The sequence below is a fragment of the Helicobacter bilis genome, assembly GCF_900198365.1.
In the GTDB taxonomy this organism is placed as follows: Bacteria; Campylobacterota; Campylobacteria; order Campylobacterales; family Helicobacteraceae; genus Helicobacter_A; species Helicobacter_A bilis_B.
Genome location: NZ_FZMS01000059.1, coordinates 26,697 through 52,728, shown reverse-complemented (window position 1 = coordinate 52,728; position 26,032 = coordinate 26,697). Strand labels below are relative to the sequence as shown.

Sequence of the window (26,032 nt, the reverse complement as noted above, 5' to 3'; positions counted from 1 at the left end):
TTTTTTTAGTTTTTGTTGTGTGTATTCTGGGACTTTTAGTCTATCTTTGTTATGTTCATCTGTCTTATAAATCTTTGCTAAATAGTTAGAATCTGTTTCATATACAATGCCTTCCCCACCTTTTGCTAATTCTTTTGTAAGCTTTATAGCGACTGGTTTGTTCTTGTCTTTATAATGTATTGTTTCATTAAGTGCTGGAATGTTCCCCTTTATTTTCATTTTGTCTGTATTTAGATTTTTTGTTTGTGTTCTATGTGTTTGCGATTTAGTTTTGCCTTTATTGAAGAAACTAAAATCTTTTTTGCTGAAAAATACCGCCGTCTTTTTACGCTTTAATACTTGATTACCCGTTATAATATCGCCAACTATGACTAAAATCTTTTTGTTTTTATTTGCAAGTATGGCTTCATTTATAGTATTATATTGACTAACTACAATGTATTTTTGTGTTCCAAAATATTTTTTGTAGATTCTAGGATCTCCTTGTAATTTTTCAAATATGCTATATGGTAGATAGATCCTCTTTTTGAGTTTTTTTCAAAATTGGTTCTAAAACCAAATCATACTCATTATCACAGGATATTTTAGAAAGTGAATATCCATCAATAAGCAATAAATCATGCTGAATAAAAAGTGATTCTAAGTCGAGTTTCTGAGACATGATGTAACCTAAAAACTAAGATAGTTTAAATAAACTTAATTAATCTCGGGATTCTACAAAAAAACAACAAGTCAAGTATTTCAAAATAGTCAAATTCCATATTATTTTTGTGGCTTATCTTTGGTATTTTTATTTATAGGGAAAAATTGAAATTAAATTATATAATTATTAGTAAGCTAGTGTTATTAATGATGGTAAAAAATTGAATTGCAGTATATAGATACATGTGGGTAGCTTGCTGAAAACTCTTAGTGTAAAGTTTTGTAAGTGTTTGGGAGTGAAACTTAATCACTATTTACATTTAAGGCGATTTTCAAGTTATCCTTTAAAAAAATTCTGATAATCTTAACGCTTGTCATAAAAATAAGAAGCCTAGATCTATTCGTGTGCCCGTGTCGTTTCTTTAGTTTGGGGGGCTTGATTATTGCGTAATTATTGCGTATTGATCAATATTAGCTAATTCTCATGAAAAAATTTTCACACACCAAAAATTGTCTAACAAAGACTCTTGCAGAGTTTTTCTTCATACTTTTTCTAGAATCTATATAATACGCTACTATTTCCCCATATATTATCAAGAGATACTAGTTTCTATCAACAAATATTTTACTTCTTCGTTTCCAAATACTCTTCATAGCTGCCGCGGAAGTCAATCATTTTTGTGCCGCCATTTTTAGAATCAATAACAAGCTCTATGATTCTATTTGCATATGCACCGATGAGTTCTCTATCATGACTTACACATATTACACCGCCTACATAGTTGTAAAGGGCTTCGCCTAATGCAATGATGGCTTCTAGGTCAAGGTGGTTTGTCGGCTCATCTAAGAGTAAAAAATTGCTTTTAGCAAGCATGAGTTTTGAAAGCATGATTCTATGCTTTTCACCACCACTTAATGCTCCCACACTTTTTTCTTGCTCTTCGCCATTAAATAGCATTCGCCCAAGTGATGTCCTAATCTCATTAGAATCTACACTCTTATCAAATGCCCTTAGCCATTCATATAGCGTTTCTTCGCCTTTTATAATCTCGCTTGTATCCTGCGGGAAGTAGCCCATTTCAATAGTCGCTCCCCATTTTACCACGCCGCTATTTTGCTGTAATTGCTCTGCTAGAATCTTGCAAAGTGTGGTTTTGCCAACGCCATTTGCACCGATTAATGCGATTTTATCACCGGGCAAGACATTGAGTTCTAGATTCTGAAATATCACTAAGTCGCCATAAGAGTGGCTAAGATTCTCAACATTTAACACTTCATTACCTATATTTCTTTTAATCTTAAAAGCAATGCTTGGGTCTCTTCTGCTTGATATTTGCAAGGCTTCAAGATTTAGTTTATCAAGCTGTTTTTGCCTTGAAGTTGCCTGTTTTGCCTTACTTGCATTTGCACCAAAACGGCGGATAAAGTCTTCTAGCTCTGCTTTTTCTTTTAGCTTTTTGTTTCTTTCCATTTCTTGTTGCTTTGCGATTAATGTGCTTGCGATATACCAATCATCATAATTACCGCTAAATTCTCTCAGTGTTTTAAAGTCAAGGTCTAAAATATGCGTGCAAACCGCATTTAAAAAGTGTCTATCATGGCTAATAACTACAAGTGTGCCCTCATGTCTTTTAAGATTTTCTTCAAGCCATGCGATAGCGCTTAAATCAAGGTTATTTGTCGGCTCATCAAGCAGTAATACATCTGGCTTTGGAAATAAAACTTGTGCTAATAGAATCTTAAATTTATCCCCGCCTGTGAGTGTTTTCATTAACTCATTATGTGTATTTGCTGGGAATCCTAAGTCCTCTAGAATCTTTTCAATCACAACTTCACATTCATACATAGGATCTTCTTCCACGCAAATCATCTCAAGCTCACCTAAACGAGAATTGATTTTATCATCGCTTAAATCCGCTGTTGCATAGAGATTCTCTTTCTCTTTTACCGCGTCATATAACCTTTCATTGCCAATTAGCACAGCATCTTTAAGGCTTAAATCTTCAAATGCGTATTGATTTTGACTTAACACACCAAGACGCAAACCGCTATTTAGCACAATATTACCACTACTTGCCTCTATCTCACCACTTAGAATCTTAAGAAAAGTCGATTTACCTGCACCATTTGCCCCAATAAGCCCATATCTCTTTCCACTATCAAGCTTTATATTTATATTTTCAAATAATGTTTTTGTCGCATAACGCATACTCACATTTATTGCTTGTAACATAGCATTCCTTAGTATTAATCAAAATTTAACACTTTAATGTAATTTTAACATTAAAATATATATAATCATCAAATTAACCCAAAACTTTGATTCTAGCTATCAAAGACTATTTAAAGGATTGATTATGCAAGCCGCTTCAGATTCTAATACACAAAAAAATGGTGCTAAGGTTGAAAACTTTCGCAGAAAGCGACACATAGGCTACATTATACTCACAATCGTGCTTTTAGTTGTCCCTTTTATTCGTATAGGGGAAGCACAAAATCACATTTTCCTACTCTCTTTTGATCATAAGGTTTTGCATGTGCTAGGTATTGAGTATAGCATTCAAGAGTTTTATGTTATGACTTTTATGCTTATGATGCTTTTTGTTGGTATTTTTTTTATGACCGTTATGGCAGGGAGATTCTGGTGTGGTTGGGGCTGTCCGCAGACTATTTTCCGCTCTGTATATCGTGATATTATTCAAACTCAACTGCTTGGATTAAGAAAGAAAATATCAAATAAGCAAGAAGTCTTAAAGCTTGATACACCGATGAAAAAGTTTAAATATGTGCTAGGCATTGTGCTTTTTGCGTGTATCGCCCTTGTTGCTACTGCTGACTTTTTATTCTTTTTTGTTCCGCCAGAAGATTTTTTTGTATATGCTAGAGATTTTGGAGAACATAGAGTTTTGCTTGGATTTTGGCTTGTTGTTGCTTCATTTATGACGATTGAAGTCTGCTTTATTGCTGAAAAATTCTGTATCTACATGTGTCCTTATGCAAGAGTGCAGTCAGTCTTTTTTGATAATGATACGCTTATGTCTATCTATGATACAAAACGCGGTGGTTTGCTTTATAATCCAAACGGCACTGCAATAGGCATCGCACCTAAAAAGCAAGACCCACATAATGAATGCACGAATTGTCAAAGCTGTGTAAAAGTGTGTCCAACGCATATTGATATTAGAAAAGGCACACAGCTTGAATGTATCCATTGTTTAGAATGCGTGGATGCGTGTTCTGCTGTTATGGCGAAGTTTAATCTACCAAGCCTTGTTACTTGGAGTTCGCCAAATGCTATGGAGAAAAAGACAAAGCCAAGACTTTTAAGAGCTAAAACTATTGCATATATGGTGATATTGACACTTATATTTGCATTGCTAATTTTTGTGGGTAAATCTCATAAGAGCATGCTATTAAATATCACAAGAGCATCAGAGCTTTATATCGTGCGAGATAGTGGTGCGATTGATAATGTATATAAGTTTGTCGTGCAGAATGTTGATAGAGAGCCACATACTTTTGCGTTTGAGGTAGATGGTGATATGGCAGATAAGTTTGAGATCATCATGCCAGATTATAAGGATAAAAAGGAATTTTTGATCGAGGCAAATGATGCGAAATTCCTTGTTGTTATATTGCGTGCAAAGGGCGATTATAATGATTCTGTGGATACAGATAAAATTATGCCACTTACGATTAAATCTTATGCGACTGATAATAAAGAAGGCATTAATATTAAATACAACACATTCTTTATGTATCCAAGCAAAACTATTATTGAGAAGAAGTTACATAAATAGCTTTTAGTTTATGGTGCAGCATGAATAGATTCTATACAACAAAGAACTATTCATGCATAAGAATCTTAAATCTTCGCTAAAAGATTTAAGTGATACTGAAAGATTGATGAAAATTGGCATTGTAGGACGCGTGAAAGCTGGAAAAAGCTCTCTTTTAAATGCGATAGCCTTTAATGGAAAAAATGTATTACCAAAAGCAGCTACACCCATGACTGCGGCATTAACAGAGATAGGCTATGGGGAAAAGTTTGCTATCGAAGTGGATTTTTTACAAAAGAAGATATTGCTAATATTAAAAAAGATTCTGATTTGTATGAAACAGAGTTTAAAAGAATCACACAAGAGAAAAAAGAGAGTTTAAAAAAGGTTAAAAGATATGCAAATGCAAGTGAAGCAGAACTCTTGCAAGACGCACAAAGAAGAACGACAAGTGAGCTTTCAAAATCTCGCATGGCTGCAAGCAGGGATCAATACGATAGGATAAGAAAATCCGGCATTGATATAAATAGCTTAGATTCTCATAAACAAGTTATATTTGATAGTTTAGAAGATTTACAAAAGTCATTAGAAGAGTATGTTGGCTCTAGTGGTAGATATATGCCATTTACGCGTAATGTAAGAATCAAGTTTCAAACTGATAGCTTTAAAGATGTAAATATTATAGACACACCCGGAGTAAATGATCCCGTAGTATCAAGAGAGCAGAGAACAAGAGATGAGCTAGGCAAATGTGATATTTATCGTATCACCTGCTGGGCAGTTTATGAGTAATGAAGACTTGGATCTAATGGATAGAATCACGCATAAAAATGGTATAAGGGAGCTTTATGCAGTAGCCTCAAAAGTTGATACACAACTTATGGGTAGTATAAAAAGTGATGCAAATGGTAATTTTAAAGTGGCACTAAATCGTGTTAGAAGTGTATTAGCGGGTGAAATGGTAAAAAGAATAGAAGGATTAAAAGAGAGTAACCCAGAAGTAGGCGATGCCTATGATAGTTTATTACAAAATGGCGATGAAAGCGTGATATGCACCTCTGGTATCTCTACAAGCATTAAAGAAAATTTAAATGATGAAAGCAAACTTGATGAGATAGAAGCACATACGCTAAAAAATTTAAGAAGAGATTACCCCAAAGAATTTGATAGTAATAGAAGCACAACAGAAGCAAACCTAGATGAGTTAGCAAAAATCGCTGAATTAAAAACGATTCTAGATAAAGTATCAGGGCGAAAAAATGAAATCATGCAGCAAAAAGTGCAGGATTTTAGCAAACAAAAAGCCGAAATTGTAGATAAATATCTACAAGATTTAGTGAAATATGTCGGTGAACTAAAAAATGAGTTAGAAAGCACAGATGTAAAAGAGTTAGAAGAACAAAGAAAGCAAATACAAAACATAAAAGAATCAGCAAGTATGGATGTAAATCTCGCTTATCAAAATAGCCTTAGTTTTTTTTGAGAGAGAGTTAAAAGATAGCCTCATTAATAAACTCAATGCAAAATACAGAGAGGCAACAGGTGATGTTGATAATGCGGAAAGCGTGGAAACCAAAACAGAAACTTACGAGGTTAGCACATCTAAGTGGTATAATCCTTTTAGTTGGGGTAGCACCAAAACAGAAACTCAAACATATTCTGTAACAACAATTAGAACAGGTGCAGTAAAAAGTGCTTTGAGTAATTTGATAGAAAACATAGAGCAAGAGATTAGAGATAGCAACTTTACTGCTATGCAAAGCTTTAAAGAGAAAGTGCCAAAAGAGATTATCCCCGCATTAAGAAAATCCATTATTGATAATGGTGGTAATGAAACAAGTATTAATATCAATCGTTTGCGATATATCTTACAAAGCATAGTAAATTCTATAAACCTGCCAGATATATCCTATACAAACCACAAACTACCAGAAGGCAGCGGAACGCTAGAGGGATGGGCAGCAGAATCTTTTATAGAGGAATCAAGGAATTTTATCTTCACACTAAAAAATGAAGCAAAGGAAGATATTAACAAACATGCAAATAGCATTATACAGACATTAAAAAAAGTGGAATTAGGCAATGAACTCTTTAGCGAATACGATAAACAGCTAGAACAGCTTAAAAATGATATAGAAAACAAAACACAAGCAATAACAGAGCTTCAAACCATAACAAAAGAGCTATCAGCAATCCGCTAAGATTATCCACGCTTGAAGTCTATGTATATTTAAGATGTGGCAAACTGCATTGTAGAATCTGTGATCTTAATTGAAATCTAGCTTCTACAAATATTAAATCGCATAAACTTTACTAATTTTCCTTATTTTATATTTCACATTCATAAAATCATGCAAATAAAAAGAAAAATCATAGAATGTCGCTAGAATGTTTATACAAAACGATTCTAATTTTAAGATTCCAATATAAAGAGAGGTTATGTGATGAGTGCAAATACATACCATTCGGCAACAGACTATCATGATTCTATCGTTACGCATTTAAGTGATTCTCAATTACGCACGAATCTCAAGTCATCAATGGACGCTTTAAAGGCAAATAGGAAAAAGCTAATTGCTAGTCGCTATTATGATTGGGAGGGTTTGCGTGAGCTTGGTAGGCAGATTAAGCAAAGGGCATTAAGCAATTTGCCAGAGCTTTTAGAAAGGTTTGAATCTAATGCTACAAAGCAAGGCATAAAGGTGCATTGGGCGAAAGATTCTAAAGAAGCAAATGAGATTATCTATAATCTTGCAAAAGAGAAAAATGTAGATACTATCCTTAAGGGTAAATCTATGGCAAGTGAAGAGATCCATCTCAATGCGTTTTTAAAAGAAAAGGGTGTGAAAGCCGTAGAAACGGACTTAGGTGAGCTTATAATCCAGCTTATCGATGAGACACCGGTGCATATAGTAGTCCCTGCAATCCATAAAAATCGCAATCAAATTGGAAAAATTTTTGAAAAGAATCTTAAAGTAAGCTTTACAAATATCCCAGAAGAGCTAAATGGCATAGCAAGAGTGCATTTGAGAAATCAGTTTCAAAGTTTTAAAATGGGCTTAACAGGTGTGAATTTTGCCATTGCAAATGAAGGGGCTATTTGGCTACTTGAGAATGAGGGCAATGGGCGTATGAGTTCTAGTGCATGTGATATTCATGTCGCAATTTGTGGTATTGAAAAGATTGTAGAAAGCTTTGAAGATGCGTGTGTGCTAGATACTCTGCTTGTGCCTTCTGCCACTGGAGCACCCATTACTTGCTACAACAATATTATCTCAAGCCCACGAAAAGAAAAAGAGCTTGATGGACCAAAAGAAGTGCATATTATCATGCTTGATAACAATCGATCAAAAATGCTAGCCGAGCCGCATTTTCACAAAGCCCTAAGCTGTATCCGCTGTGGGACATGTCTTAATCACTGCCCAGTGTATGATAAAATCGGGGGGCATTCCTATCTTGTAACCTATCCCGGACCTATTGGCGAAGTCATTTCTCCACATATTTTTGGGCTAAATAATTGCGGCTATATGACAAATTTATGCAGTCTTTGTGGGCGTTGCAGTGAGAAATGCCCCGTTAAGATTCCATTAGCTGAACTCATACGCGATTTACGCAGTGAGAGAGTAGGACAAGGGCGTATGAAAATAGCGGGCTATCATGAGACACAAAGAGATTCTAAAGAACAAAAAATGATGCAGCAGTTTAGCAAAGCGGCTACCAATGGCTTTAAATGGCGTATGGCTTTTAAAATGATGCACATTTTCTCACCGCTATTGCGATATGTAACACCTTTTTCATTCGTGCAGAAAAGCATGCTTGGTAAATGGCTACAAAACCATGAGTTACCAACACTAAACGGGAATCTCCATGCAAAAGTAAAGAAAATGAAAGGAGTAATCTATGAGTAGAGATAGCATTTTACAAGCAGTGAGAGAAGCAACTCGCACAAATCCTATACAATCAGTTAGGCCCACACATTTTGACACAATGATATATGATAGAAAGAATCTACTCTCTGTCTATACGCAGTATCAAAAGGCAAATATGGCACACCTCATAACTACGACAAAAGATTCTCTAGCAAATAGCATTAATGAGATTATTAAAGAATGCGACATTAAAGAATTGCTTTGTGCGAAAAATATCGCAAATATGCAAGATTCGTTTATGCAGTCTTTAGAGACACAAACCCTGCTGTATGATACAAGCGTAGATTCTATGCGTGATAAGCTTTTTAGCATTGAAGCAAGTATTTTGCACGCTCAAGTCGGCGTAGCAAATTTGGGTATAGTAGGGCTTGGGACAAATGAATGTAATCCTAGATTAGCCTCTCTTGTGGTGAAAACTTGCATTATTTTGTTGCATAAAGATTCTATTGTGCCAAATCTTTTTTCTGCATTTAAGATACTAAAGACTAGCGGACAAGATTCTGGACTACCTACAAATATTGTATTTCTAGCAGGACCTAGTAGGACAGCTGATATTGAGTTACAAACCGTCTTTGGCGTGCATGGACCACAGAATGTTTATGTTGTGTTGTATGAGTAGAAGCTAAAGTGTTTTGAGATTTTTTTACATGTTGGTTGCTATTTTATGTGTAATATGGTCTATTTGTATGTATATTTTTATAGTAAAAGTGCTTCAAAGTAAAATTGCCGTGGTCTCAACAAACACAAAGATTCTAAAAGTTTGCAACAAGACGTAGTGTAAGCATTCTATAATTAAGTACATAAAGGTTTTTAATAATTTACTCTGCAATAAACACCACTCAACTATTTAAGCATCTCGCACAAAAGCTTTTTGCCTCTTTCAACTGCGGGTTGATTATAGGTTTGTATGCCAAAAATGCAGCCAACAGCAGAAGTGAGTAGCTCATAATACATGATAAGACAGCCGATATTTTCTTCATTTAATAAATCAATCTCAATGCAGTCAATAGGCAAACCCTCATCTTGCAAAACACGCATTGTAGCCTTTTTTTGTGTCGCAAGCAGTTTAGCAAAAGAGATTGTATTTACAAAATCAGTTTGCTCTAATCCTTGCAATTTTATATCAGGTATCACAAGCTCATTATACCCCTCTTCTTTAATGCCTAAAAAAGTAATGGTTTTATCCTGCTTACCCTCTAAAATAAGCTGCAAAAATGAATGCTGGTCAATGCTGCCTATAAGGCTAATAGGCGTTAAGCCAATCTTTTTAGAATCTCTATCAATTTTGCCTAAGCTCTCCCCCCATAGCTGCACATACCAAAGATTAAAATCCCTAAAAGAACTCGAATATGAAAACAAGATATTCATCGGTAAAGTGCTATGATTTTTTGCCATAAATTGTGCTTTTTCTAATATATGCTCTTCCTCTCTTTTAAGAAAAGAGTCTTGCAAATCTCTTGCCCCTTTAAGTATAGAATCTACCTTATAGCCAAGCAGCATTAAAGGCAAGATTCCAACCGCACTAAGCACACTAAAACGCCCGCCAATATTGCTTTCAATGCCAACACTATACACGCCATTTTGCTTTGCCCATGTATCAAGTGGCGAGTTTGTATCTGTGATGATGAGTAAGCGATTTTTCACACAAGATTCCAAAAGATTATACCGCCAAATGCAATATTTCATCAAAGAAGTAGTCTCAATCGTCATGCCAGACTTTGAAATCACGATAAAAAGCGTGGTGTGAAGTCGAATTTTTTTCAGTGATTTTTGTATCTTTAATGGGTCTGTATGCTCTAAAAATTTTACTGAAATATTATTTCTATGGGGTAGATGATAGAGCATTGTATCAATAGCTTTTAAGCCAAGTGAGCTCCCACCTATACCAATGATTACAATATGTATGAGATCCTTTAGCACCGCACTATTATGCTGCATATATGCAAGGGAATCTTGCAGGGCTTTTGTCTCATAGGGGAGATTGTAGTAGCCGCTTTCTTGCTGCTTTTTTTCATTGATTAATTTTGTAAAGATTTCATCTCTCTCACTCTTAGACTCATCGGTATTTATAGCTAGATTCTTAAAGCCTAAATGAAACTTTACCATGATATTTCCTTGTGTCTGTGAGATTTAAGATTTAAAACGCTATGATAAATCTTTTATTCTACAAAAAAAGTGTGAATATGTAAAAACAGATTCTAAAGTTTTGTCAAAATGCACCAAATGGAATTAGAATCTAAGGCTTAGTAATTATCATAACTAAGCCTTTGGATAAAGTATCTATCAATATGAAATCTCAAAAGATTCTAAAAAAAAAAAAAGATATTTTTCACTAACGCTCAAAATGACAAAGAAAGAGTCTCAAAACAACAATGTATTTTATCATACTCACTCTCCCGCTTTTCATACTAATCCTTTAGGCAAATATCTAAAAATCTAGAATCTACAAAAGATTCTAAAAAAGGATATTTCGCCTTTTTAAAAGACTAAGTATAACAATATATAAATTCAAGATTCTATCCCTCATGGCAATAAGTAAGCAGAAGAATAACAAACACAAAAAGACTCTTTAACAGAGAAACCAATACAGATTTAAACCATCAACAATACCCATCTAAGCTCCCTATAATCATATATGCGATATACTTCACTCTTTCAATATAAGTTTATAAAAGGTGTTTTATGTTATATTTTAAAATCCTTAGCAGTATATTTACTCCCAATGTGTTTAGAATATCAAGAAGAGCATATTGGTTTATGGGTTTAGTTGAGTTGGCTATATGTATTATGATGGTAGTGTCATTTTTAGTATGGGCAGATTACATTGGCACTTATACATTGGCAAAAAGCCTAGAAGACTATATGGGACACATACAATTCTGTGCTATATTGTTTGGGTTGTTATATGGTTTTATGAGTATGGTAAGAGTAGCTATGAGAATACGCGATGTGGGATTTAGTGCCAAATACTACTATATCGGTTATTTGGTTTTTATAAGTCTAGTTTTCATTGATTCGGTAAATTATTTTAATGAAGAAGTAGCAATATTATTAAAACTTATTATTTTAGGCTTTCATATCATAGTTTTTGTATTTACACTCATGCCTACAGGTAAAGATGCAGAGCGATTTGGCACATTACCTACCTTTGAGGGTGGCTTTACTAAAGGGGCAATAACAACAGGCATTGCATTATGTCTTATCCTTTGTGTGATAATTGCAAAGCCCGTGTATGCAAAAATGACACATATTACTGGCTGTCAAATCGAGGAAAATGGCAGGACAAAAAATCTTGGAGTGCTAGGATATGATTATAAATATTTTGGTGAGTTGGCAGAAGGTAAAGATATAATTTGGGATTTTCGAACTCATTTTAGAATGATGACAAATAAAAAAGGACTTAAAGATGACTTTACCACAAGGATTATGATACCACCATTTGAACGATTAGTGCCTAAGGATTTTTCCAATGGAATCTTGCGTTGCTATAAAAATAATAGGGACAATGAAAAATATATAGAAATACCACTCAAAGACTATAAGATTCATGGTAATGTTTGGATAAGTCAATATAAAGAGCCACTTATTGTGCCATTTACAGAAGGTAGGATTAGTGATGGGAGTATAACTATTTATGATATAACAGATTTTAATAGGACAGATGAGCAAAAAGAGGTACGACACTATAAAGATGGCAAGCTTGATAAAATAAACTTTTATTTTACGAGATACTATAATAATCAACCAGAAGAAAACAGCTATGAAATAAACTTCATTGATGGTAAGCCACATGGGATTGTAACCACTATAAGCGGTGCTAGAAATGTTTATTTGCATGGGTTAAGTTTTGGGATTTTGGAAAAGAACTGCTTTGTGTTTGATGGATATTGCGTAGAAAGACTAGAAATCAGGGGCAATAAGGAAACATTCTATAATAGAAATAATAAAAAGACAACAAGTTTGTACGAAGACCGACTAGATCCTATTAAAATTTATTATGATAAATCTGCAAATATAAACCTTGTTAAAAAATCTTCTTGGGGTATGCAAGAAGAGGTTTATTTTTATGATGGTAAGCCACGAGTAATGAAAAAGTATGATCGACATATCTTCTATGCAGGCTATATCTTTAGAGATGATGGTATAGAGGAATTTAATGGTAATAGCTCTTATATTGGGGAATCAGAGGAGCAGTTTAATGACTATGTACATCTTGTGCTAGGTATAGATTTAAGTGATATAGATGAGTTTTAGTTGTTGTCGTTTTTAAAGAAAACAGAATCTAAAACATTACCTTTTAATAGCTCTATGCTTTAATTACAAATATAAAATCTAATTTGCTATAATTCATTATGAGTTTAAGACATAAGGCATGGAGTAAAAACTAATGGCTATATATGATGAAAATGCGATAATTACAACCGCAACAACATATTTCAATAACGCAAAAAGATATATTAGAAAAAGGGATATGGAGATTTATCATCGCACTAAGGCTTTAAGTAAAAGCGATATGGATTTTTTAGAGCAATTTATGCTGATACATATTAAAAACATAGAAAAAGGCTCAAAGATTCCACAAAATTTTTACGCTTTTTTAGATAATTTCATACTTGACAATCTATTTGTTAAGCACTTTTTTTCAAGCTTTGAGATGCTTAGACTTATTTGCTATCGTTTTTCAATATTGCCAAGTCATGCACTATTAAAGGATGCAAAAAAGGGCTGTGATAAGATTCTAACAAGCAATATAAAAAAATATAAGCCACATAAAAAAGCAAAGAATTTACTCTATGTTTTTACACCACTTCCAAACCTACAAAGCGATATAGAATCTTTTATAAACACTTGTTTAGAGCTTTTTACACAAGATAAAATTAATGGGCTAATTATTAATCCTTTGAATCTTATCTTAAACATAGATTTTAAAGATCAAGCACAACGCATTACAGAGCTTAGCACAAATTTGCAGACACTCTTAAATAACTCAAATGCAAAAATGCTTATCCTTGATAATGACTGCGAGAATCTCTTTGTGCTTTTAGCGAGTATAGAAAATGCGGTGAAAAACATTAGCTATCCTGTTGATATTACGCTAAGTTTGCCTAGCTATCATTTTATGTCATTAGAAGCCCTAGATTATATCGCCGAGTTAAGCAAAAAGCTGTGTAGTCAAAATAAGGCAAAGCTGTGTGTAAGACTAAAAGATTTAGACTATACCTATGATATTATGGAGTTTAAAGCTACACATACGCGCTCTATCAATACGCATTTTACAAATAAGGCAAATGCTAGAAGTAATCTAATCGCTTTGATTACAAAATGCTTTCAATACAAAGAGATTCTAACCTGTCATATAACAAGCACAAATATGTTTATTATAGCCCTTGCAAAAAGCCTTGATATGCAAATACGCTTTGAGATAGAAGCAAGTCTTCACTATCCATTATATAGAATCTTAGCTAAGCAAGAAACACAGCTATTTAGCACAAATTACTTTACTACGCATTTCACAGATATGATTGCCCTGCGATTAAAAGGAGTGCATACAAGTCTTAATTATGGCTTACTTGATTATATCTCAATGCTTTATAATAAACAAGAATGGGAGAAAAAGTCTAAAGCCTTCCTGCAAAGTCTAGCCCAGAGTAAAAAAGATGAGATTAAAAAAGAATATAGCCTTAATGCCCTAAAAGATTCTACGCTTTTAACTCAAACACAGCAATATAACTTTGAAACCTTTGACTATACGCTAAGAAAGCCTTTAGTATTATCACAAATGATGCTTTTAGCAAATTTATCTAATAAAGATTCTAATACAGAATCTAGCAAAGATTCTAATGATACAAACAAACAATCTTCATTTCTAAAAGACTTAGAAAACCTGCAAATATCTATGCCAAATACAAATAATCTAGAAGATATTTTATACCTAAACGCACAAGATATGCACAGGCTAAATATGCAAAGTATGAATAATGCTCCGGCTACATTTTCACTCTATGCAGAGAAAGAAAAAGAAGAATTAGCAAAAGCACAAAAAATGCAAGAAGAGATTCTGCAAAATAGAAGCAATATCATAACTTCTATCATCGGGCGATTAAAAGAGTGCATACCAGCCCTTTTTGCGACACTTTGTGAGCTATATCCAAACACACCACAAAGCATTTATGAAGAACAAGTCTATATGCTACTTGATAGCTTTAAGTATTACGCCTATTCATATAAGCAACTCTTGCAAGAGACAGAATCTGTTTTACTCATGCCGCTTGGAAATATCTTTATCCATACAAAAAAGTTAGCTATACATGAGATTGGTGCAGTAATAGCAAGTAATATCATGGTGGGTAATGTCTCATTTCTAGAAGATTCTGTAATCGCTAGAATCTTTTATTATCTTTTCACGCCTATATTTGATTTCTGCCCGTTTTTATGTGTGATGGAGAGTAAAAGGGTAAGAGAGAAAGAATTTATTGATTATGAAATCATTACAAAACAAGATTTTATGAAATTACAGGCGAGTGAGAAAACAAGTAACTTTTTAGTATGGGATAAAGGCGTTAGTGTTATATTTATCAGCTCATTTTATGACATACATGAAGCAGCAAAGGAAGTGCAGTATATGCGATTTAGCCTGCACGCACAAATTCTAATCTATACAGATTCTTACATCTATGAGGTAGCAAAGCAGATTTTTATCCCTTCACAAGTTACACAAACAAGCCTTGCAGATTTAATAGCAAACCTGCCAGAAGACACTTCAAACTTTAGCCTTTTTACCTACAATAAAGCTGAAATGAATTATGCGATAAATAAGCTAAAGGTATCTATCTGTATTAATGGCGCGTATAAATCAAAGCTTGTATCAGGCACACCACGCACATTTTCACCGGGCTATTTACAGCCTTTTGGTAGCAAACTCTTACTTGGCAAACTCGTGCAGACAAGCCCTAATAGTGTGATTTTACATAATAGCTTGTATTCGGATATTATTGGTTGCTTTAGTGAGATTTTGAGTGCTGATGAGATTGAGTTTCTCTATAATCTTAATCACAATTACAGCCAGTTTTTAAAGAATATCGCACGCACAGCAAGTCTTGATAATATCTATGAGACAAAAAAGCCATATAGCATGTGTGTGCGTGTGTATGAAAAAGATGATTTTTTCCATGTGTGTGTGATTATGCTTATTAGCTTTTTACTGCAAATACAAACGCGACTTAGCTTTACAAAAGAGTATTTTACACAAGATTCAAATGCTACTTCAAATATCACGAAAGACACACCTAAAAAACTTCAAAAAGCATTACAAGAAAAATATATTGATTATTTTACACTTATATTTGAAGATGAAAAAGAATTTAGAGATTCTATCAATGCAGATACTTTAGTGCGAATCTTACAAGATGAGAGCGAGTTTGCCACAACAGAGACTTATGCTTATCTAAGCAAGAAAGGAATCATTGCTGAATACTCACTCCCCATACTCAATCGCCATTTAGAGCTTGAACGCTACCTTGCCACACAATATATACAAATAGAACCGAATATACTCTTGCAAACGCATGTGCGTTAGTCCTTGATGGTTTATTTTAGAATCTAAGATTAATTTAGTATATTAATTGCATAAAAAGATTCTATAAAATGCCTTTATAAAAAGCTATAAGCTTGATTTTAGCTAAGTTTTAATGGGGCTAGTTAGAACTTTTTTGATTCGCTATCACGCTTTGCAACCCTCCTGCCTTCCAATATGCTTTGGAATCATATTGATCTAGTTTGCATTGACCTTCATCTGTTATAAGCTCAATGTGTCCATATTTTTCTATTATGCTAGATAGTTTCGTGCAGTCATCTAAAAATATCATGTCTTTATCCAAATAGGGCAGGATATTAGCATACATATACATGGCTTGCAATACAACGACTATCATTTGCTTATCATCTCTTGGCGGTTGGGATTCTGTGATATGGTAATTTATAAATTCAATTTTACTGCTATCTTTTGGCACTATTGCATACACACAATATATACCAAGTATGCCAATAAGAGTGTTACGCAAATATTTATTTATGTTGCATACTTTTAAACCTGTATTTATCATATAAAGCCCAAATGGCAATAATAATAAAAATATAGGAAAAATTGACATAATATAACGCAAGGTTTTATAAGGGGCAACATAAATAACAGCATACGACCAAATAAACGCACAAACTCCAAAGAAAATAACAAATAAATCCTTCTTATAGCACAATCTTTTGCGATACAAGAGTGCCAAACATAATCCAAGCAACATTATCCCTAAAATAATCCATGAAAGATTGAAGCTTAAGATATTGAAAAAATTTTCAGTATTGTTTAGCAGATTCTCTTTTAAATATGTAAAGTTTAGCTTTTCACCTGCCTCCACTCCGCGAGAACCACGGAATCCACGAGAATATTTTGTATATAAAAGAAAACAAAATATAACAGCAGTAATAAGAGATAGTGGAAAAAATATTTGCCATTTTTTCTCCCTTGTAAAATACTTTAGCTCCCATAAACTAGCACATAAAAACACCAATAATACAAACGGCACAGCAAAATATCCACTTGATAACAGCAATGCACTCAAAAATCCAAATACAACATAATAACGCCATGAATTATACTTGCGATAATCTAGTTTTAATCTCTCAACTATGCAAACAAAGCCCAAACAAAATGCTAGAAATAGCATTTCCTGCAAAGCATAAGGTCGCATAAACAAAGTGTTGCCTATGCTTGCAGGATTTAGAAATGCAAGTGATAAAAAGAGTAAAACAAGCCATTCATTTTGTAATAATTTCGTAGCAATGCGATAAGCACAATAAAATCCAACAAGAAAAAATACGAGATTTAAACTTATGCCACGATAAAATATATGTTGTAAATTTGTATCTGTGTAGCCTATATGCCATAAACGAAATATAATGTAGTAGAGACTTGTATGTGGATCATCTCTATTGTTTTTCCATAATTTATATACATCTTGAAACGCACCTTTTATGCTAGGGTCATTCCATAACAACCCCTGCTTTGCAGAATCGCTACTAAATACCTTCTCTTCTTCAAAACGCTTACCCCAACCATACTGGTTATATTCAGTCAATATGATTGATAGAATCTCATCAACATGTGCATCTTTTTTCTGTTCCAAAAAGTAGATTCTAATACCAAGTGAAAGAAGAAGGATAAGTAACCCCCCCCCCCATGAGTAACCATGACTTATTCACGACTGATTTTTGCATTTACTTGTCCCCTTTAATTTCAAATCTTTTTGTGTCTCAATTGAGAATCTTTTGATTATGCTTTTCTATCATGTCGTTTGATATAAATTGGACGCCTTTTTACTTGCTCATAAATCCTAGCGATATATTCACCAATGATTCCAAGAATGATAAGCTGCATACCACCAATAAATACGATTAAAGCAACAAGCGAAGTCCAACCACGCACAACATTCCCAAAACACAAAGCACCAATAATAGCATACAAGCCATAACCAAGACTAAATAAACTCATCACAAAACCAAGTATAAAAGCAATACGCAAAGGCATGGTGCTAAAGCTAATAAAGCCTTCAACACTATATTTAAAAAGCTTCCATAAGCTCCAACCACTACTGCCTTGATGACGCGGAATATTCTCATATTCTAAGCCAATTTTTCTAAATCCCACCCATTCAAACATAGCCTTTGAGAATCTATGATATTCACTCATGGAAAGCAGGGCATTTACAACTTGCCTATCAAGCAGTCTAAAATCTCTCACACCAGATTCTAAATGCACTGATGAGATAAGATTATGCAATGTATAGAATCCTTCTGAAAGCCTTGATCTTATAAATCCTTCACCTGCACGATTAATGCGTCTAGCATAGATTATATCTGCTTCATCTTGCAACCATTTTTTAAACATTTGTGGCAATAAAAGCGGTGGGTCTTGTAAATCAGCGTCCATAATCACAACGCAATCCCCACTACTCTCTTTAAGCCCTGCATACATAGCCGCTTCTTTGCCAAAATTGCGTGTAAAATCAATTACTTTTATTTCACAATTGTTTGGTGGCATAGTGAGATTATAGGGATTAGAATTTTGTGTTACAGGCTGCTTAGATTCTATAATGTTTTCATTATGGACTGCCAAATCTTTGTCATTTGGGGAATAAGACTGCATAGCCTTTAAGGCAAGTAGCAATTCTATTGTATTATCCTTGCTGCCATCATTTACAAAAATACACTCAAATGTAAGAGCAGTATTGCTATGGTCATTAGAGATAGAATCTAAAATGCTAAAAATCTCTTTGCTAAAAGATTCTAAACTTTTTTGTTCGTTATAGCAGGGAACAACAAGCGAGAGTTTCATAATAAATCCTCAATGTGAATGAAATAGGGCGTATTATATCAAATTATTGTCAGTAATAACTTCGTATATTTATTGTTAATAAGATTGGCGACCCATTTACAATGTAAAAAATTTTAGAACAACAATTTGATCTTTTATAAAGAGAAAACACCACAAACATGCAGTAATATAGTAGAATTCCATTTTAACTTTTATCGACACATTAAGGAAGTTTATGTTTTATGAATTGCATGGAATCTTAAATATTACACTATTAAAATACATTACTTTTCGTTCTGGTTTAGCCTTTTTTATTGCCTTTTTACTCAGTGTGTATTGTATGCCGCTTTTTATCGCATGGGCTAAGGCAAAAAAGGCTAGTCAGCCCATTTCTTCTTCCATAAAAGCACATGCAAATAAGAAAGACACGCCGACTATGGGTGGCTTGGTGTTTGTATTTTCTGCGGTTATATCAAGTCTATTTTGTGCAAATCTTAGCAATTCTTATGTGCAAATCGGGCTAATCTGCCTTATTACTTTCATGCTTATTGGTGCAAGAGATGATTATATGAAGATTTCAGCAAAGAGTAATGCAGGTATGAGTTCAAGAGCAAAATTTTTGCTTTTAGCCTGTGTGGCTCTCATTTTAAGTGTGTGGCTGTATATGTCTGGCTTAAGCACGGATTTTTACATTCCCATGCTTAAAAAGCCCTTAATTACTTTAGAATCTTATTTTATGATTGCTTTTTGGGTGATTGTATTTCTAGCGACTACAAATGCGGTGAATGTAACCGATGGACTCGATGGATTAGCGACTATTCCTAGCATTTGTGCGCTTGCATCTTTAAGCGTATTTGTGTATGTCGGCGGCAATGTAGAAATGGCAAAATATCTGCTTTGGCCCCACATTGTAGATTCTGGTGAAGTTATGGTTTTAAGCCTTGCGATGATAGGCGCACTCTTTGGCTTTTTGTGGTATAACTGCCATCCCGCACAAGTCTTTATGGGCGATAGTGGGAGTTTAGCTTTGGGTGGCTTTATCGCATATTGTGCCATTGTGTCAAAGAATGAGATTCTATTAATCCTTATGGGGTCTATCTTTGTGATTGAGACTATTTCTGTAATTTTGCAAATCGGTAGTTATAAACTGCGTCAGAAGAGAATCTTTTTAATGGCACCAATCCATCATCATTTTGAAGCAAAAGGCTGGGCGGAGAATAAAATCATCGTGCGATTTTGGATTATTGCTATTCTGTCAAACTTGATTGCACTGATTACCTTAAAGATTAGATAGGCTGGAAACTTTCCAGCCTATCTATCGTGCGAAGCACAATGATTTGCAATCTTAAATTCTTAATCACGACACACAAATAAACAGACTTAAAACATATAAACTTTTTAGATAATTAACAAATGCGTTATACAATTACGCATTGTAAATTACAAAAAAGGAATATTATGAAGATATCTTATTTTATCTCACTAGGTCTGCTTGGTTTAAGTCTCACTTCTCATAGCATGATGGCACAAGATTCTAGCAAGGTGGTTCAGAAGTTTTTAAAAGAAAATACAAAGCTAGATTTTAAGGTTATCTCCAATACACAAGAGCCATTAAAAGATGCTTCAGTTATCATTTTAGAATCTCCAAATAAAGAGAGAATGTCGCTACTTGTAAGTAAAGATGGTAGCTACATTATCCCTTTAGCAGAGGGCATTGCGACAAGTAATAGTGGTAGTGCTTTGCGTGCTAGCATTGATGGGGTGAATAAATATAATAAGGATATGAAAGATTCTAAAATATTAGCTTTATTTAAAAAACATTCAAATTCAGTATTAAAGATAGAATCTACAAAGCCATCAAAAAACACCATATATATGGTTTTAGACACCACCTGCCCTTATTGTTTGCAAGAAATAGCACACCTTGATGACTATTTAAAAGAAGCAAATCTTGAAGTATTAATGGTGGGTATATTAGGACAAAAAGCACAGAATAGAACCGCTGGATATTATCAGGAATTGCAAAGTGCTAAGAGTAGAGACCAAAAGATTGCGTTATTAAAAAAGGTATTTCGTGCTGACTATGCACCAAAGGTTGGCAATAATGATCTTATGACACGCATTTCAGAAGAGAGCCTTGCTGCAGGTGTGCAAGGTGTGCCTTATATCATAAGGACAACAAAATAATTGAAGGCTAATGCCTAAATAGCGTAGTATGCTAGATTCTGTTTCTGTGGAATTAAGGCGGTTTTTATGAAATATACTATACAATACAAGCTGTTTAAACCTAGTAATAGCAGGGGTGTATAATGTTAGAAATTTTAATGATTGAAGACGATGTTGAATTAGCCGAAGTATTGAGTGATTATCTGAAGCAACATGACATTCATGTAACAAACTATGATGAGCCATATACAGGCATGTCAGCACTTGCGACAAAGCATTTTGATCTTTTATTACTTGATCTTACTTTGCCAAATCTTGATGGACTCGAAGTGTGCAAAAAAGTCGCAAAGCAAAAAAACATTCCTATAATCATATCATCAGCAAGAAGTGATGTAAATGATAAGGTAAAGGCCCTTGATAGCGGTGCAGATGACTATATCCCAAAGCCTTATGATCCAAAAGAGCTTGTAGCGCGCATTCAGTCCCTACTCCGTCGCTATTCACAAAAAATGGCAGAAGAAAAGATAGCAGATAAATCTGTGATATTCTCCATTGATAAGGACACAAGGGAAGTGTTTTTCAAAGATAAAAAGCTTGATTTAACAAGGGCTGAATATGAGATTCTAACCTTGCTTATCAGTAAAAAAGGGCATGTTTTCAGTAGAGAAGCAATCGCTATTGAATCTGAGTCTATTAATCCAGAAAGCTCAAATAAAAGCATTGATGTTATTATCGGCAGATTACGATCAAAGATAGAAGAGAATCCTAAAAATCCGCAATATATCATTTCTGTGCGTGGTGTCGGCTATAAGTTAGAAGCATAAAGATTATAATGTATAGTATGTAATATGTGCATGTTTGTTGTGTGATAGTTTGCATATTTCCATGTATGTTGAAAGTGTGGGTTTAAATAGACATTTTTAAGGTAAGTGAGAGGGATTGTCTCAATATGGCAAGAACTTTAGAGTGGATAAGATTCATAACCAAAGAATAAAACTTGCTTTATTGTGCTATCATACTCTCTATGGTTGCTTGGAATCTTTTTTGCTTTTATGATTTTAGATTCTATAAGGATTTTGTATCTAAGGGATTTTGATGTTAAGATTTTTTATTTCAATAAGATTTGTATCACTGCTTTTTCTTGCGTTTATATTTGCAGCTTGTTCTCAAGGTAACTATAAAGCAGAGTATTATTCTACCGTGTTGCCAACCTATGATTTTGATACAAATGCACCGACAATTATCGTATCAGACCCGTGGGATCTTTCATCAAAATACTATGCAGGACAAGCACTACTAGCCTTTAAAAAAAGGGGATTCAATAATATCTATATGCAAGGGCAGATTGATACTTCCTATGCTAGAAATGTGATCTACATTCGCGTTGCTAAGGAGCAGTTAGATCCAGCAAGTAACTATCAATATACATTTAATGCAACAGGTGTTTGTAATGTGATAAATGGTGTCCCTTCATGTAGTATTGATACAAAAAATGGAGAATCTACAAAGAAAAACACAAAGCGAGTTGTGCGTGATGCTTATCGCGTAGCATTTGATTGGTATGATGTGTATAAAAAGACTAGGGTGCTGTATGTAGCAGGGAATGCAGCCGTTGATAGCGGACAATACACAGATTTACATGTCTTTACAAACTTGATTAATGACACCGTGTCAAGAATGGAGTTTCGCAAACCTGTGCAGTATATCTATAATGGCTCTTTGAGTTCTAATCATTAATCATGTTGATACCCAAAACACTTTCACCACAATGGGTTAATCTACTTAAAGATGAGTTTAGCAAACCCTATTTTTTAGAAATCATAAAGCATTATAAACAAGCTTTACAAACGCACAAAAATGCGATATTTCCACCAAATGAGCTGATTTTCAACGCATTTAATCTCACGCCGCCAGAATCTGTTCGCATTGTAATCTTAGGGCAGGACCCCTATCATGGTAGCATTTTTACACAAGATGGAGAAATACCGCAGGCTATGGGCTTAAGCTTTAGTGTGCCAAAAGTCGTGCCAATACCACCTAGTCTAAAAAATATTTACAAAGAGCTTGAAAATAGTCTAGGCATTTGTATGCCAAATCATGGTGATTTAACACAATGGGCTACAAAAGGTGTGCTATTGCTTAACGCTATCCTTAGTGTGCAAAAAGGCATGGCAGGTTCGCATAAGCATTTTGGCTGGGAAACTTTCACAGATTCTGTAATTTATGCTCTCTCAACGCATTTTAGCGGTATTGTATTTATGCTATGGGGGAATTTTGCTAAAAAGAAAATCTCTCTAATCGATAGCACAAAACACGCAATCATCACAGCCCCACATCCTAGCCCACTTGCTAGGGGTTTTGTAGGCAGCGGTGTATTCTTGCAGGCAAATAAAGCTCTGCAAGATATGGGTAAAATGCCTATGGATTGGCGTATTATTTAAAGGCTTTAAAATCCTATACATCTATAAAAAAGCTAAAAATAGTTTTATGAATCATGTGGTATATACACACATAGATAAATCCCTTAGTATTTTGTTAAAAACATTGCATAAATTAATTTTATATATTGTTACCCTCACTTATTTCTATGTTGCATGTTTTAGCAATTTATGCAGCATTGTGCAAAAACTTAAAATATGTTATAGTCCCACCCAAAATACTATATTAATTCCTTATATGAGAAAATATAATCAAAATATATAAATCTCATAAATGCTTCAAAGTCAAGGGACTTGACTTTGTATATATTATTGTGCTATAATACGCTTTCTCTAAATGTCAGGGTAGCTCAGCTGGTTTAGAGCGCTGGTCTCATAAGCCGGAGGTCGGGGGTTCAAGTCCCCCCCTTGACACCATGTGTCTGCATAATCTCTTATTAATTTTTATGAATCATAAAATCATTTCAGTTTTATTTCAGCAGTAAGTTTTTTTTGTAAAGTCTTAATGGATAAATATTATCAATAGATAGATCATTTCGCAAATGCAAAAATTACATAATGTAGGATTGTGTGTAAAATCTTACTAGATTCTAAACACACATTAAAATAATATCCTCTCCAATAATTACAACACTAAATACTCTTTAACAGCATTTCATGCACGCTATCAACATAGCTTTTAGAATCTTTTAGGCTTTGCCCCTCAAGTATTTTTGCACCATTAAAGAGTATAAGGCAGTATTTATCGCGTAAATCCTTAGGCATATCTTTAATTTTTTGTATCAATTCATGGTTTATGTTAATCTCTACATTCTTTTTTGGTTCTGGCATTTCTTGCCCCATTTGTCGCATGATTTGTTCCATATAGCTATTTTGCATGCCCTCATCAGTGAGTGCTAAAGGTGAAGTAAGACTATCGCTAAGATTTACTTCATTTACACCATCTAGCCCTTTAAAAGATTCTATAAGAGTTTCAAAAGCTTTCTTTTGCTCTTCACTAATCTCACTTTTGATACCCTCGCTTGCCTCTTTGCTATTAATATCAAGCAGCTTTGTGCCATCAAACTCGCCAATTGTAGGAATGACAAAGTTATCCACCTCATCGGCAAATAAAAGCACATCATAGTCTTTAAATTTCTCTAACACAGGATTATTTTTCAGCGTTTCTAAATCCTTGCCTATTGCATAGAATATACCTTTTTGCTCTGCAAGCATTGCTTCTTTATAGGCTTTAAGGCTTATATACTCGCCCTTTTTCAGCGAATACGCACGCATAAGTTGCAATAGCTTCTCTTTATTTTCATAATCGCCATATAGCCCCTCTTTTAGCACCTTGCCATATTTTGTATAAAAATCTTTATATTTTGCTTCATCTTTTATGAGAGATTCTATCATGCTTAATACTTTTTTAACTGATGCACTTTTGATTTGTTCTAGAATCTTATTTTCTTGCAATATCTCTCTGCTTACATTGAGTGGTAAGTCATCGCTATCAATTATCCCATGTATAAATCGCAAATATGAAGGCAGCAATTCTTTATCATCATCGGTTATAAACACGCGTTTTACATATAGCTTCACATGTGATTTATAATCCATTCTTTGCATATCAAATGGCGGTGTTGCGGGGATATAAAATAGGCTTTTATACTGCAGTTTCCCTTCTGCGTGAGTGTGTATGTAGCTTATAGGCTTTTCCTTATCATAGGCAAGTGTGCCAAAAAAGTCTTCATAATCCTCTTTTTTTAACTCGCTTTTTGACATAGTCCAAAGGGCTTTTGCTTTATTGACTTGGTCTTCTTTTTCTTCCTTAATAGTCTCTTCTTTGCCCTCTTCTTTTTTCTCTTCTGTGTATTGCAAAAATATAGGGAATTGAATGTGATTTGAATATCGCTTAATCACATCTTCAATACTCCATTTATTGCAATACTCTTTTGCATCATCTTTGAGGTAAAGCGTGATTTCTGTGCCGAAGTCCTCTTTACTTGATTCTAGAATCTCATATTCGCCATCGCCACTACTTATCCATGTGTATGCCTTTGTATCGAGTGCCTTTTTCGTATTGACGACCACTTTTTCGGCTACCATAAAGCTTGAGTAAAAGCCCACACCAAACTGCCCAATAAGATTAGAATCTTTCTTTTTATCGCCACTTAGATTCTCTAAAAAGCTTTTTGTGCCACTTTTTGCTATCGTGCCAAGATGATTGTTTAGGTCATCTTCATTCATACCGATACCATTATCAGCGATTTTTAGAATCTTTTTTTCACTATCAAAGCTAATAGTAATTCTTGGATTAAACACAAGGCTTTTATACGCATCATCGCTTAGTGTGAGATGATTTAGCTTATCGAGAGCATCACTTGCATTTGAGATAAGTTCTCGTAAGAATATTTCTTTATTAGAATAAAGAGAATGTATCATTAAATCAAGTAATTGCTTGATTTCTGTTTGAAATGCTTTTTTTGCCATATTAAACTCCTAATTTCATATTTTGAGTTAGCAATTATAACATAAGTTTGATAAATAAATACAACCTTTAGTCAATATTATTAACTTTAATTAGTATATTGATATAATGTTTTTTTAGTCATTAATTATAATATACTGCTATGTTTCTATAAGGCAGGGCTATTTTGTAGAGATTTAATGATGTTTTGTTATTTTAGATTCAAATGAATTCTGTGTAAAGCTTCAAATGCAGTATTAAGA

The 26,032-nt window shown here is 34.0% G+C and carries 20 protein-coding genes, 1 tRNA gene and 1 pseudogene; 15 read left to right on the top strand and 7 right to left on the bottom strand.

What is annotated here, in order from left to right; genetic code table 11:
• The 3 genes and pseudogenes from C6H08_RS08110 to abc-f all read right to left on the bottom strand — a co-directional run.
• Positions 1-219: pseudogene (locus C6H08_RS08110) on the bottom strand (hypothetical protein); the annotation flags it as partial.
• 283 nt (positions 220-502) lie between these two features.
• Positions 503-661: a hypothetical protein gene (locus C6H08_RS11325; RefSeq protein ID WP_158656843.1), complete on the bottom strand. Its 159-nt coding sequence runs from the start codon at positions 659-661 to the stop codon at positions 503-505.
• 606 nt (positions 662-1,267) lie between these two features.
• On the bottom strand, positions 1,268-2,875 hold the full coding sequence (gene abc-f, locus C6H08_RS08105; RefSeq protein ID WP_034562348.1) for a ribosomal protection-like ABC-F family protein: 1,608 nt from the start codon (positions 2,873-2,875) through the stop codon (positions 1,268-1,270).
• A gap of 124 nt (positions 2,876-2,999) precedes the next feature.
• On the opposite strand from abc-f, the gene ccoG reads away from it, so the two are divergent.
• The 7 genes from ccoG (at position 3,000) to C6H08_RS08070 (ending at position 8,969) form a co-directional block, all read left to right on the top strand.
• Positions 3,000-4,442: a cytochrome c oxidase accessory protein CcoG gene (ccoG, locus tag C6H08_RS08100; RefSeq protein ID WP_034562350.1), complete on the top strand. Its 1,443-nt coding sequence runs from the start codon at positions 3,000-3,002 to the stop codon at positions 4,440-4,442.
• 52 nt (positions 4,443-4,494) lie between these two features.
• Entirely contained in the window at positions 4,495-4,803 is a 309-nt protein-coding gene (locus C6H08_RS08095) for a dynamin family protein (RefSeq protein ID WP_034562352.1), read from the top strand.
• Positions 4,752-5,213 (top strand): hypothetical protein, encoded by a 462-nt coding sequence (locus tag C6H08_RS08090; protein WP_034562354.1) that lies wholly within the window; start codon positions 4,752-4,754, stop codon positions 5,211-5,213. The genes C6H08_RS08095 and C6H08_RS08090 overlap by 52 nt, the downstream gene beginning before the upstream one ends.
• Positions 5,173-5,904 (top strand): hypothetical protein, encoded by a 732-nt coding sequence (locus C6H08_RS08085; protein WP_138196177.1) that lies wholly within the window; start codon positions 5,173-5,175, stop codon positions 5,902-5,904. The genes C6H08_RS08090 and C6H08_RS08085 overlap by 41 nt, the downstream gene beginning before the upstream one ends.
• 82 nt (positions 5,905-5,986) lie before the next feature.
• A complete protein-coding gene (locus tag C6H08_RS08080) occupies positions 5,987-6,622 on the top strand; it encodes a hypothetical protein (RefSeq protein ID WP_034562359.1) in 636 nt (211 codons plus the stop codon).
• Positions 6,623-6,865: 243 nt separating this feature from the next.
• On the top strand, positions 6,866-8,329 hold the full coding sequence (locus C6H08_RS08075; RefSeq protein WP_034579884.1) for a LutB/LldF family L-lactate oxidation iron-sulfur protein: 1,464 nt from the start codon (positions 6,866-6,868) through the stop codon (positions 8,327-8,329).
• Positions 8,322-8,969 (top strand): LutC/YkgG family protein, encoded by a 648-nt coding sequence (locus tag C6H08_RS08070; RefSeq protein ID WP_034562364.1) that lies wholly within the window; start codon positions 8,322-8,324, stop codon positions 8,967-8,969. The genes C6H08_RS08075 and C6H08_RS08070 overlap by 8 nt, the downstream gene beginning before the upstream one ends.
• A gap of 224 nt (positions 8,970-9,193) precedes the next feature.
• On the opposite strand, the gene C6H08_RS08065 is transcribed toward C6H08_RS08070, so the two are convergent.
• The gene (locus C6H08_RS08065; protein WP_034579104.1) at positions 9,194-10,456 is read right to left on the bottom strand and encodes a glucose-6-phosphate isomerase; all 1,263 of its coding nucleotides are present in this window, start codon (positions 10,454-10,456) and stop codon (positions 9,194-9,196) included.
• A 576-nt stretch (positions 10,457-11,032) separates the two neighbouring features.
• On the opposite strand from C6H08_RS08065, the gene C6H08_RS08060 reads away from it, so the two are divergent.
• On the top strand, positions 11,033-12,604 hold the full coding sequence (locus C6H08_RS08060; RefSeq protein WP_034579107.1) for a DUF805 domain-containing protein: 1,572 nt from the start codon (positions 11,033-11,035) through the stop codon (positions 12,602-12,604).
• 133 nt (positions 12,605-12,737) lie between these two features.
• Positions 12,738-15,926, top strand: a complete 3,189-nt coding sequence (locus C6H08_RS08055; RefSeq protein ID WP_034562370.1) for a hypothetical protein — start codon at positions 12,738-12,740, stop codon at positions 15,924-15,926.
• 118 nt (positions 15,927-16,044) lie between these two features.
• Here C6H08_RS08055 and C6H08_RS08050 read toward each other — a convergent pair whose 3' ends face one another.
• Both C6H08_RS08050 and C6H08_RS08045 read right to left on the bottom strand, forming a co-directional pair.
• Positions 16,045-17,529, bottom strand: coding sequence for a hypothetical protein (locus C6H08_RS08050; protein ID WP_034579886.1), 1,485 nt, complete (start codon positions 17,527-17,529; stop codon positions 16,045-16,047).
• 146 nt (positions 17,530-17,675) lie between these two features.
• Positions 17,676-18,737 carry a glycosyltransferase family 2 protein gene (locus tag C6H08_RS08045; RefSeq protein ID WP_034564037.1) on the bottom strand — a complete coding sequence of 354 codons (1,062 nt, stop codon included), beginning with the start codon at positions 18,735-18,737 and terminating at the stop codon, positions 17,676-17,678.
• 214 nt (positions 18,738-18,951) lie between these two features.
• Here C6H08_RS08045 and mraY point away from each other — a divergent pair, with 214 nt between their 5' ends.
• The 6 genes from mraY to C6H08_RS08015 all read left to right on the top strand — a co-directional run bounded on the left by mraY (position 18,952) and on the right by C6H08_RS08015 (position 23,737).
• Positions 18,952-20,010, top strand: a complete 1,059-nt coding sequence (mraY, locus tag C6H08_RS08040) for a phospho-N-acetylmuramoyl-pentapeptide-transferase (RefSeq protein ID WP_034564034.1) — start codon at positions 18,952-18,954, stop codon at positions 20,008-20,010.
• Between the two features lie 164 nt (positions 20,011-20,174).
• Positions 20,175-20,903, top strand: coding sequence for a hypothetical protein (locus C6H08_RS08035; RefSeq protein WP_034579381.1), 729 nt, complete (start codon positions 20,175-20,177; stop codon positions 20,901-20,903).
• 122 nt (positions 20,904-21,025) lie between these two features.
• The gene (gene arsR / locus C6H08_RS08030; protein WP_005219348.1) at positions 21,026-21,706 is read left to right on the top strand and encodes an acid response regulator transcription factor ArsR; all 681 of its coding nucleotides are present in this window, start codon (positions 21,026-21,028) and stop codon (positions 21,704-21,706) included.
• Positions 21,707-21,977: 271 nt separating this feature from the next.
• Positions 21,978-22,619, top strand: coding sequence for a hypothetical protein (locus tag C6H08_RS08025; RefSeq protein WP_005219346.1), 642 nt, complete (start codon positions 21,978-21,980; stop codon positions 22,617-22,619).
• A gap of 2 nt (positions 22,620-22,621) precedes the next feature.
• Positions 22,622-23,323 (top strand): uracil-DNA glycosylase, encoded by a 702-nt coding sequence (gene ung, locus C6H08_RS08020; protein WP_034564028.1) that lies wholly within the window; start codon positions 22,622-22,624, stop codon positions 23,321-23,323.
• A 336-nt stretch (positions 23,324-23,659) separates the two neighbouring features.
• Positions 23,660-23,737, top strand: a tRNA-Met gene (locus tag C6H08_RS08015).
• Positions 23,738-23,953: 216 nt separating this feature from the next.
• On the opposite strand, the gene htpG is transcribed toward C6H08_RS08015, so the two are convergent.
• Positions 23,954-25,792: a molecular chaperone HtpG gene (htpG, locus tag C6H08_RS08010; RefSeq protein WP_104686166.1), complete on the bottom strand. Its 1,839-nt coding sequence runs from the start codon at positions 25,790-25,792 to the stop codon at positions 23,954-23,956.
• Between the last annotated feature and the right edge of the window lie 240 nt (positions 25,793-26,032).

What these genes read in the sequence shown, in the direction of transcription:
- C6H08_RS08035 (WP_034579381.1), top strand. Translation starts at nt 20,175, where the DNA reads ATGAAGATATCTTATTTTATCTCACTAGGTCTGCTTGGTTTAAGTCTC.
- arsR (WP_005219348.1), top strand. Translation starts at nt 21,026, where the DNA reads ATGTTAGAAATTTTAATGATTGAAGACGATGTTGAATTAGCCGAAGTA.
- C6H08_RS08055 (WP_034562370.1), top strand. Translation starts at nt 12,738, where the DNA reads ATGGCTATATATGATGAAAATGCGATAATTACAACCGCAACAACATAT.
- C6H08_RS11325 (WP_158656843.1), bottom strand. Translation starts at nt 661, where the DNA reads ATGTCTCAGAAACTCGACTTAGAATCACTTTTTATTCAGCATGATTTA.
- C6H08_RS08070 (WP_034562364.1), top strand. Translation starts at nt 8,322, where the DNA reads ATGAGTAGAGATAGCATTTTACAAGCAGTGAGAGAAGCAACTCGCACA.
- abc-f (WP_034562348.1), bottom strand. Translation starts at nt 2,875, where the DNA reads ATGTTACAAGCAATAAATGTGAGTATGCGTTATGCGACAAAAACATTA.
- C6H08_RS08095 (WP_034562352.1), top strand. Translation starts at nt 4,495, where the DNA reads ATGCATAAGAATCTTAAATCTTCGCTAAAAGATTTAAGTGATACTGAA.
- htpG (WP_104686166.1), bottom strand. Translation starts at nt 25,792, where the DNA reads ATGGCAAAAAAAGCATTTCAAACAGAAATCAAGCAATTACTTGATTTA.
- ung (WP_034564028.1), top strand. Translation starts at nt 22,622, where the DNA reads ATGTTGATACCCAAAACACTTTCACCACAATGGGTTAATCTACTTAAA.
- C6H08_RS08025 (WP_005219346.1), top strand. Translation starts at nt 21,978, where the DNA reads ATGTTAAGATTTTTTATTTCAATAAGATTTGTATCACTGCTTTTTCTT.
- ccoG (WP_034562350.1), top strand. Translation starts at nt 3,000, where the DNA reads ATGCAAGCCGCTTCAGATTCTAATACACAAAAAAATGGTGCTAAGGTT.
- C6H08_RS08075 (WP_034579884.1), top strand. Translation starts at nt 6,866, where the DNA reads ATGAGTGCAAATACATACCATTCGGCAACAGACTATCATGATTCTATC.
- C6H08_RS08060 (WP_034579107.1), top strand. Translation starts at nt 11,033, where the DNA reads ATGTTATATTTTAAAATCCTTAGCAGTATATTTACTCCCAATGTGTTT.
- C6H08_RS08045 (WP_034564037.1), bottom strand. Translation starts at nt 18,737, where the DNA reads ATGAAACTCTCGCTTGTTGTTCCCTGCTATAACGAACAAAAAAGTTTA.
- mraY (WP_034564034.1), top strand. Translation starts at nt 18,952, where the DNA reads ATGTTTTATGAATTGCATGGAATCTTAAATATTACACTATTAAAATAC.
- C6H08_RS08065 (WP_034579104.1), bottom strand. Translation starts at nt 10,456, where the DNA reads ATGGTAAAGTTTCATTTAGGCTTTAAGAATCTAGCTATAAATACCGAT.